We start from the raw sequence: 7,525 nt of genomic DNA, 5'->3' as shown, positions 1-7,525 counted from the left end.
GGAGGGTTGCCGAGCGGGAGTAGCTCAGTTGGTAGAGCGCTAGCCTTCCAAGCTGGATGTCGAGGGTTCGAGTCCCTTCTCCCGCTCCAGCGCCTCTGTGAAGGTCAGTTTTGATCTCAAGTTGGAGCGCTTTCGGTTTTTAGGAGCAAATAGCTAAGCGGCTCCAAAAAGGCCGAATAAAGCGCTCCTAGGGGTGTCAGGCTCCAAACGATCACGCTCCTATTCGAATACGATGCCCTCATGCCACAGCCCGCGGTTCGGCCCCAGCGACGCACCTCGCCGGCCCGTTCCCGCGCGCCTCACGGCCTGTCCTGGAACGAGGCGGTCGAGCGATTCCTGGCCAGCAAGCGGGCCGAGAACCTGAGCCCGGCGACGCTCGAGAACTACGAGTGGCATCTCGCGGGCTCGCGGGCGAAGATCTTCCTTGCCGACCACGAGGTCATCTCGCCACGACAGCTCGACGGCGAGATGCTGGAGGCGCTCCAGGCAGAGCTGCTCGCCGCAGGGGTCAGCCCGGCCTTGGTGCACTCCTTCCACAGGGTGTGGAAAAACTTCGCCGGGTTCTGCATCCGGCGCGGCTACGGTGCCGACCCTGACGTGCTGGCCGTCAAGGCGCCACGGCAACCCCAGCGAGAGCCGGACACGTACAGCGCCGAGGACGAGCGCAGGATCATCAAGGCCGCCCGGTCGCCGCGGGACCGGCTGCTAATCGAGGTGTTGATGCGGACCGGCCTGCGCCTCGAGGAGGTGGCCCACCTGTCGGTCGACGATGTCATCGACGGACCCGAGGGCGCCTACCTGCGTGTGCGGCAGGGGAAGGGCGCAAAGGACCGTGTGGTCCCGCTCGACACCGGGAAGGTCCGGCTCAGCAAGAAGTTGCGCGACTACATCCGGCACGCGCGGCCAGCCACGGATGGGGGGTCGTCGGCGCTCTTCCTGTCGCAGCGGTCGCGGGGTGGCGTGTACGAGCCGCTGACCGGGCGGGCGGTGCAGCTGGTGATGCGGCGGATCAGCATGGAGACCGGGATTCGGGTGCATCCGCACAAGTTCCGGCACACCTTTGCCACGCGTGCGCTGAGCGCCGGAGTGGACGTCATGGCCCTGCAGCGGGTGCTCGGGCACACGACCCTCGCGATGGTCAGCCGCTACGTCCACTACCAGAAGGCCGACCTCCTCGAGGCCTGGAAGAAGCGGAGCGACTGAGGGTCAGGCGACGTCGAGCGGGAGCTGATAGCTGTCCGCGCGAGCGCCCGGCGCCGCATGCCGCGAGGGGTGGGGATGGTCTGTCGGCGCCGGTGCGACGAGGGCGACGGTCGCGCGCCGCCCACGCGCGGGTTGCTGGTTCGCGGGGGCACGCGCCCACCGCTCGAGCTCGGAGACTACCGGCGCGGATGCCAGCGCCCGGGCGAGGCGCGTGGCCGTCGAGACGTTGAGCGGTCGTCCTTGGACGGCGGCGGACGCGGTAGCCACGGTCACATGGGCACGCACCGCCAGTTCGGTCAGCGTCAATCCGCGGACGCGGAGTGCCTGAGCGAACTCCTGGTCGAAAGCGATCCGTGTGAGCATGCCACCGAGCATCGCCAGCGGCTTGGACTGGCGAGGGACACACCATGGACACGCAGCCGGGGTGGCCCTGAACACGGTCGGCGTGGGTTTCGAAGTACCTGGATCGGATGGACCGCCGATGAACCCACGGTGGACGCAAACGCTCGGCACAGCTCGGCACAGTGTGTTCATCGCAGGTGACGAGCGGGGTGAGCACCACCTGGCCGTTGCCCCGGCCGGCGTGGCTCAGAGCTCGACTTCGTCGCGCTCGACCGCGCGACGAAGCGAAGGACGAAAACGGCTAGCGACGTCCACCGCGTATCCGAGGAGGGCGCTGAGCTCTCGCTCGAGGGCCACGACGTCAAGCAACGTGCGCCCCGCCTCGAGGTCGACGAGGAGGTCCACGTCGCTAACATCGTCTGCCGTAGCGCGGGCAACCGAGCCGAAGACGCGGATGTGGCTCGCCCCGTGCCGCCGAGCGATCGCGAGGATGTCAGGCCTTTGCGAGCGAAGTCGTCGATCGTCAGAGCCACGGTGCCGACGCTACACCGGCTGCAGCCCACCCGTCGCTTGGCGCTGACAGTCGTGCAACCTGCTCGTCGCTATCGTCAACCCGTCGCCTGCTGACGTCCCCGCCCCGTGCATTCCCGCCTGGCTCGCGCCCGACCCCAATACACACAGTGGCACCTCCCTGGTGGGAGTAGGTTTAATCAACGCGTGACTGACGGGCAGCATGCCATCCACCTTTCGGCCGCAGGCCTCGAACGGGTTGCCGCTCTGCGTCTTTCTGGCCTCCCGCTATCGACCTTCCTCGCCTTGCTGGCCAGGCTTGACTCGACTGGCCGAGCGGAGATCACCCAGCCCGAACTCGGAAAGATTCTCTCAACGGGTCCCGGCAAGGTCTGGCAGTCGCTCCGAGTACTCGTCGACGCTGGCGTGATAGATCCACCACTCGCGCGAGCTGGTTTCGGGCGACGTACGCCCTATCGCATTCCAGATGACCTGGCCATTGCTCCCAGCGTTGCGCCCCGGCAGACCGCGCGCCGTCGCGGCTTCGAACCCGCGATAGTGTCCTCGCCGGCGCTTAAGGAGAGGGGCCGGTAGGCGAACGCGATAGCCCATAAGCATGCCGGCATCGCCAAGCGCCCCGGCGTCGGCGGGTATCCTGCGCGAGCAGTGATCCCCGACTACCAAACATTCATGGTGCCGCTGCTCCGGGCTGTCGCCGACGGCGAGACCCACCGGACCAGTGAACTGCTGCCCAGGCTGGCGGACGAGTTCGGGCTTTCCGAGGAGGAACGCTCGACCCTGGTTCCCAGCGGGAGAGCGACAGTGCTCTACAGCCGGGTTCAGTGGGCCCGCACGTACATGTACCAAGCCGGGCTGCTGACTTCCCCAAAGCGGGGTTACATCCGTCTGTCTGATGAGGGGCGCCAGGTCATCTCCACCAACCCGAAGCGAATCGATCTTGCCTTCCTGAGGAAGTACCCCGCGTTCGTCGATTTCGAGAGCCGCACCAAGGCGCCACCTGTGCCCGGAGCGATAGCACTCGACGGGAGTAGTGGCCCAACCATTGGGGGTACCGCGGAGACGCCTGATGAGACCCTCGAGCGGACATGGCGCGAGTTGCGCACGCAGGTAGCGGTGGAGGTGCTCGAGAAGGTCCGAAGTGCGTCTCCGCGATTCTTCGAAGAGCTGGTGGTTCGCTTGCTGGTTGCGATGGGGTACGGAGGGTCCTACGCAGACGCAGCTTCGGTCGTGGGCAAAAGTGGCGACGAGGGCATCGACGGCATCATTAAGGAGGACCGCCTCGGACTTGACGCTCTGTACGTCCAGGCGAAGCGATGGCAGAGCGTGGTGGGTCGGCCGGTGATCCAAGCCTTTGCGGGGAGCCTTGAAGGAGCTCGGGCTCGCAAAGGCGTGATGATCACGACGTCATCGTTCACCCCTGACGCCAAGAGCTACGTCAACCAGATCGAAAAGCGGATCGTGCTCATCGACGGGCCCACGTTGGCGGAGCTAATGATCGAACATTGCGTCGGCATCGCAACCGATCGGACCTACGTTGTTCCACGGATCGACCTCGACTTCTTCGAAGAAGGATGATGGACCCTCGCGCGGGACAGATCCTCTCGTCAGCCGGGCAAATCAGGATGACATCGCACCTCCCGGGGGCATCCGGCGCGGCTACTGCACGCCAGCGGTCGCTGTGCCGTCACAAGCCAACTCTCCGCAGACTAGCACGGCCGACTCAGGACCAGTGTTCATTCGCGCCGTATAGCAAGTAGAACGGGTGTCTTTTCGCTGACCGGAGTCGGCCGCCCCGCTCCGACAGCATCCTTGCCCCTGCAAGGACCGCCCATGATGCGGCAGACAGCCCCGCAGCCACCCGCGCGTCGAGGTGACCAAAGCTGAGTGCGGTAGCAATTACGGGAGCTGGAGCGGTGCTTCCGACCGCCCCCAGAAGACTTCCCTCTACGCGGGCGAGCTCGGTACGTATATCTGCGAAGGCCGGTTCGACCTCCTTCAGGTATACGTCCCGGATCGCGTCGTTGAATGATTCATCAAGGGGATCGTTTGCGACCGCGTCAAGCTGGGTGACCGCTCTACGGAATGCGGGCAAGTGCTCGCCGAGCGCCTCACGAGCTTCGATGACTCCACGCATTGAGGCCGTTGGATACGCCGGAAGGTTGCCGACCAACCCCGTAGCCATCGTCGCTTCCGAAACCCGACGCGCCGTGAGCTCGGGGATCCGCCACGCCCCTTCCGCGATAGCGGTCGATACCAAACTGCCGCTCGCGTCGTCGAAGAGGGGGTACGCGCGGGTCCCCTGGACCGCTTCACGCAGGCCGTCTACAAAATGGTCGACAAGACGGTCGTAATCCGCGACAGCCTCTTGGACCAGCCCGAAGCTCAAGAGTCCGGCGTCCCAGGCGACATCAAGCTCCCTGCCGCCAGCCTCCGTCCACAACCGATCTCCGACAGCACTGATCTCATCCCACCGTTCGTCGAATCCGCGTTGAAGCTTCCGTTGCTGCACGAGGGCTCGGCCGGACATATGGCGCGCCCGAAGCAGCGATCTCAGTTCTGGGAGCGCGGTGGATGCATCGGCCTGTCCGAGGAGAGCGGAAATCGGGCCACTCATCGTGAGTCGTTCGTCGGCCGTCATGCTTTGCAGGTTGCGGACGACGAAGAGCATCGCTGCCGTGGGGCTCACCAGCTCAACGGTGTCACCGTATAAGAGCGCCGTCTTCGTGATTTCTGTCTCTCTGGCGAGGTCAAAACTGTCCGGAGCGACAGCCACCCTCAACATGAGCCCAGGATCGGAGGGCTGGCCTTTTCGCTTCGCCTTCATCATGCGCAGCGCTGCGTCGCCCGCTCCGCCCTCGACGACGAGCTTGGCAAGTGCGCTCGCGAGGGTGGGGTCCGCCATGTGCGAACTCTAGCGCGGAGGAAGCGACGGCAGTTACTGATGGTGCCTTCTCTTGCATGCTGTCACCGCACGTGTGCCGCCTCAACCGGCCTTGCGGAATTGCTCATAACGGACCTCGAGATACTCAACTGCGGGATGGTCAGCTCGCTGCCGGGGTAGGGAGATTGGCTGCCCATGAACACCCTGGAGACCATGCAGCAGCATGGGTCCATCGTGTTCATCAAGTATGTCCTTTCGAACCTCGATGACCCGAGCAGGTGAGACGCCGATCATATTGCTGTCGAATGCGCCGTGATGCAACTTGCACAGGGCGAGGCCGTTAGTCACGCGGGGCACTCCGCGGACGTCTGCGTCAGGAACGATATGTGCAGCGTCTAGCAACTCACGATGGCGGAGGCTGCAGACTGAACACGAATGCCGATACGCGCGGAGTACACGCTGACTGAAAGCGGCCTGGTGCAAGCGCTGAAGTACCAGGCGCGCCCGATACGCGCGGGCGGGCTCTTCGGCGAAGAACATTGCCGCATCCACCGGCACGCTGGCCGGGGTCTCGGCGACCGCGATGCGGAACGCCAGCTGCCCACGCAGTTCCTCGACAACGTACACCGGGCTAAACAACGCGTATATCCCCTCCACGATTCCGTGGAAATAGATCAACGGGAGACGCGCCTCCATCGCCTCACGCAATCCGTTGTTGTCGCGGTGGTTGGGATTGGTCTGAAAGTACCGATAGACCAGATAGTCGTCTTGAACGAGGTCCCCGTACGGGTTGCGCGGGGAGGTTGTGATGGTGAGAGGTAGGTCGAGGATCGAAGGCTTGAAGATCCCCTGTGGACCCATCAGCTTGACCGTGCTTCCGCGAAAGGAGAAGCCGGCGGCGATGATCCGCCATGGGATGGCATCTCGACCGAACCGCAAGGCAAGCTGCTCGACATGCGCCATCGCTGCCGACCGGACTTCGAGGTCACGATCAACGTCCACGGCTGGGAGCGTAGAACTGCTTCGACTATGCGACAAGCCTCCGGGCCTCCTAGGGCGCTCTGCCGCCCTTGCTCGGCGTCGATCGCCTCGTCCTATTCCGCGCCTTCGGGCGAGGGCAGTAGAGCGCTACTTCCGAAGTAGTTCTGATATCATTTGGCCATGAGAGTGACAGAACGGCCCTTTTCAGATCTCCTCAGACACCCTAAGGACGTTGCCATCGAGGTAGATGAAGGGGATGTCGTCCTTCGCCGTCGCGACGAACCCGATCTGCGGCTGACGCGGGCGGACCGGGAGACGGAGAGGGCGGCGGCGTTCGCCGCATTCGGCCGTACGTTGCGCAACCTGGCTGTCCACAACCCCAGGGCGCTCGGGGATGCGCTTGGTGACGCATTTCCTTGGCTCGAGTTCCTGCCCGGTGCAGATCGGCGCTCGTTTGTCGAGGAGTTTTCCCGCGTAGCCGCTGCCGCGGCCGACCTCGACACGTACGGGCCAATGAGCCAGCTCGTACGTGAGTGGCGGGCGACGGCAGAGATCCACGCGGATCCGAAGCTGGCTCGGCGGCTTCGCCGGCCGACTGATGCCGCCGGCGGGCGCGTTGCTCTGCCCGCCGCATAGCGCATGCCGAAGCGACGGGAACGCGTCGCGCCGCCGCCTCGAGCGGGAGAGTGGGACCTCCGATACGCGACCAGCGAAGCGGTAACCGGATGGGCGAATGTGTGCGCTGCCGCACCCACCAACAGCCGAACTGCGTGGGAGCGGATCACGAGCGATCCTCGTCAGCGGGATGCAAGGCAGCATCCGCTTCGAGGCAGCTTGGGGAGCCGCCTCGTCAACGGCACGCCCATGGAGCAGTGGCAGTACGAGGTGACCGGAGCCGGCCGGCTCTGGTACTGCATTGACGACGCGCACCGTACGGTGTGGCTGACTGATGCGGTCACCGGCCATCCCAAGGTGACAGAGTGACTGTTTGACCTGCCGACCCGGCGCGTCACCACCTGCGCACAGCGACCGCCTTGGCCGGCCGGCGTTGCCAGCGTGGCTACTCGGTGGGTCGGGCGGACTGCTCTTGAATCCGCCTCGGCGATCGGGCAAGATCCGCCCCGTGCTGCGGATCATGGCTACTTCCCTCGCGGTGATAGGGCTCGCCGGATGTGGCTCCAGCACGGCGTCGAGCAACCCGGTCAACTCCACCGCCCCCACCGCGGCCACGTCTGCGCCGACCCTGGCACCCACCCCACTGCCCACCCCGTTGCCGACGCCGAATCCTACGGTGGTATTGAGCGGCCGGGGGGATGGAGTGATGAACGTCCCGGCGCCTTACGACACGTCACCTGGACTGCTATCGGGAAGCAACACCGGCCGGTCGAACTTCATCGTCGAGCCGCTCAGCCCGGACAACACGACAGGCGGCGTGCTCTTCAATGCGCGACAAGGGATACGACACCAAGGACTTCGTCGCCGGGTGCCGCGCGCTGAAGGTGACACCGCGGGTCACCCAGAACACCAGCAACCGGCGCAGCGCCATCGACGGGCGCACGACCAGGCACCCGGGGTACGCGATGAGCC

8 protein-coding genes, 1 tRNA gene and 1 pseudogene are annotated in these 7,525 nt (G+C 65.1%); 6 read left to right on the top strand and 4 right to left on the bottom strand.

Features of this window, described 5'->3' with window-relative positions:
* Positions 1-13 precede the first annotated feature (13 nt).
* Positions 14-89, top strand: a tRNA-Gly gene (locus tag JF886_RS13930).
* A 151-nt stretch (positions 90-240) separates the two neighbouring features.
* Positions 241-1,203, top strand: coding sequence for a tyrosine-type recombinase/integrase (locus JF886_RS13925; protein WP_337313461.1), 963 nt, complete (start codon positions 241-243; stop codon positions 1,201-1,203).
* A gap of 3 nt (positions 1,204-1,206) precedes the next feature.
* Here the strand turns inward: JF886_RS13925 and JF886_RS13920 are convergent, their stop codons facing one another.
* Together JF886_RS13920 and JF886_RS13915 are read right to left on the bottom strand one after the other, a co-directional pair.
* Complete coding sequence (locus JF886_RS13920) at positions 1,207-1,566, bottom strand: helix-turn-helix transcriptional regulator (protein ID WP_337313459.1); 360 nt, start codon at positions 1,564-1,566, stop codon at positions 1,207-1,209.
* Positions 1,567-1,791: 225 nt separating this feature from the next.
* Positions 1,792-2,028, bottom strand: coding sequence for a nucleotidyltransferase family protein (locus tag JF886_RS13915; protein ID WP_337313463.1), 237 nt, complete (start codon positions 2,026-2,028; stop codon positions 1,792-1,794).
* 693 nt (positions 2,029-2,721) lie between these two features.
* On the opposite strand from JF886_RS13915, the gene JF886_RS13910 reads away from it, so the two are divergent.
* A complete protein-coding gene (locus JF886_RS13910; RefSeq protein ID WP_337313458.1) occupies positions 2,722-3,651 on the top strand; it encodes a restriction endonuclease in 930 nt (309 codons plus the stop codon).
* A gap of 145 nt (positions 3,652-3,796) precedes the next feature.
* On the opposite strand, the gene JF886_RS13905 is transcribed toward JF886_RS13910, so the two are convergent.
* Both JF886_RS13905 and JF886_RS13900 read right to left on the bottom strand, forming a co-directional pair.
* Positions 3,797-4,978, bottom strand: coding sequence for a hypothetical protein (locus tag JF886_RS13905; protein WP_337313457.1), 1,182 nt, complete (start codon positions 4,976-4,978; stop codon positions 3,797-3,799).
* A gap of 81 nt (positions 4,979-5,059) precedes the next feature.
* On the bottom strand, positions 5,060-5,959 hold the full coding sequence (locus JF886_RS13900) for an HNH endonuclease (protein WP_337313456.1): 900 nt from the start codon (positions 5,957-5,959) through the stop codon (positions 5,060-5,062).
* 159 nt (positions 5,960-6,118) lie between these two features.
* Between JF886_RS13900 and JF886_RS13895 the strand changes: the two genes are divergently transcribed.
* The 3 genes and pseudogenes from JF886_RS13895 to JF886_RS13885 form a co-directional block, all read left to right on the top strand.
* Positions 6,119-6,574 (top strand): DUF6247 family protein, encoded by a 456-nt coding sequence (locus JF886_RS13895; protein WP_337313455.1) that lies wholly within the window; start codon positions 6,119-6,121, stop codon positions 6,572-6,574.
* Between the two features lie 198 nt (positions 6,575-6,772).
* Complete coding sequence (locus JF886_RS13890; protein ID WP_337313454.1) at positions 6,773-6,922, top strand: hypothetical protein; 150 nt, start codon at positions 6,773-6,775, stop codon at positions 6,920-6,922.
* Positions 6,923-7,386: 464 nt separating this feature from the next.
* Positions 7,387-7,525 (top strand): annotated as a pseudogene (locus tag JF886_RS13885) (IS5/IS1182 family transposase); the annotation flags it as partial.

The organism is Candidatus Aeolococcus gillhamiae, from assembly GCF_016464765.1.
Classification (GTDB): Bacteria; Chloroflexota; Dormibacteria; order Aeolococcales; family Aeolococcaceae; genus Aeolococcus; species Aeolococcus gillhamiae.
The sequence above is the reverse complement of the archived record's forward strand: the minus strand, read 5'-3'. Positions and strand labels throughout refer to the sequence as shown.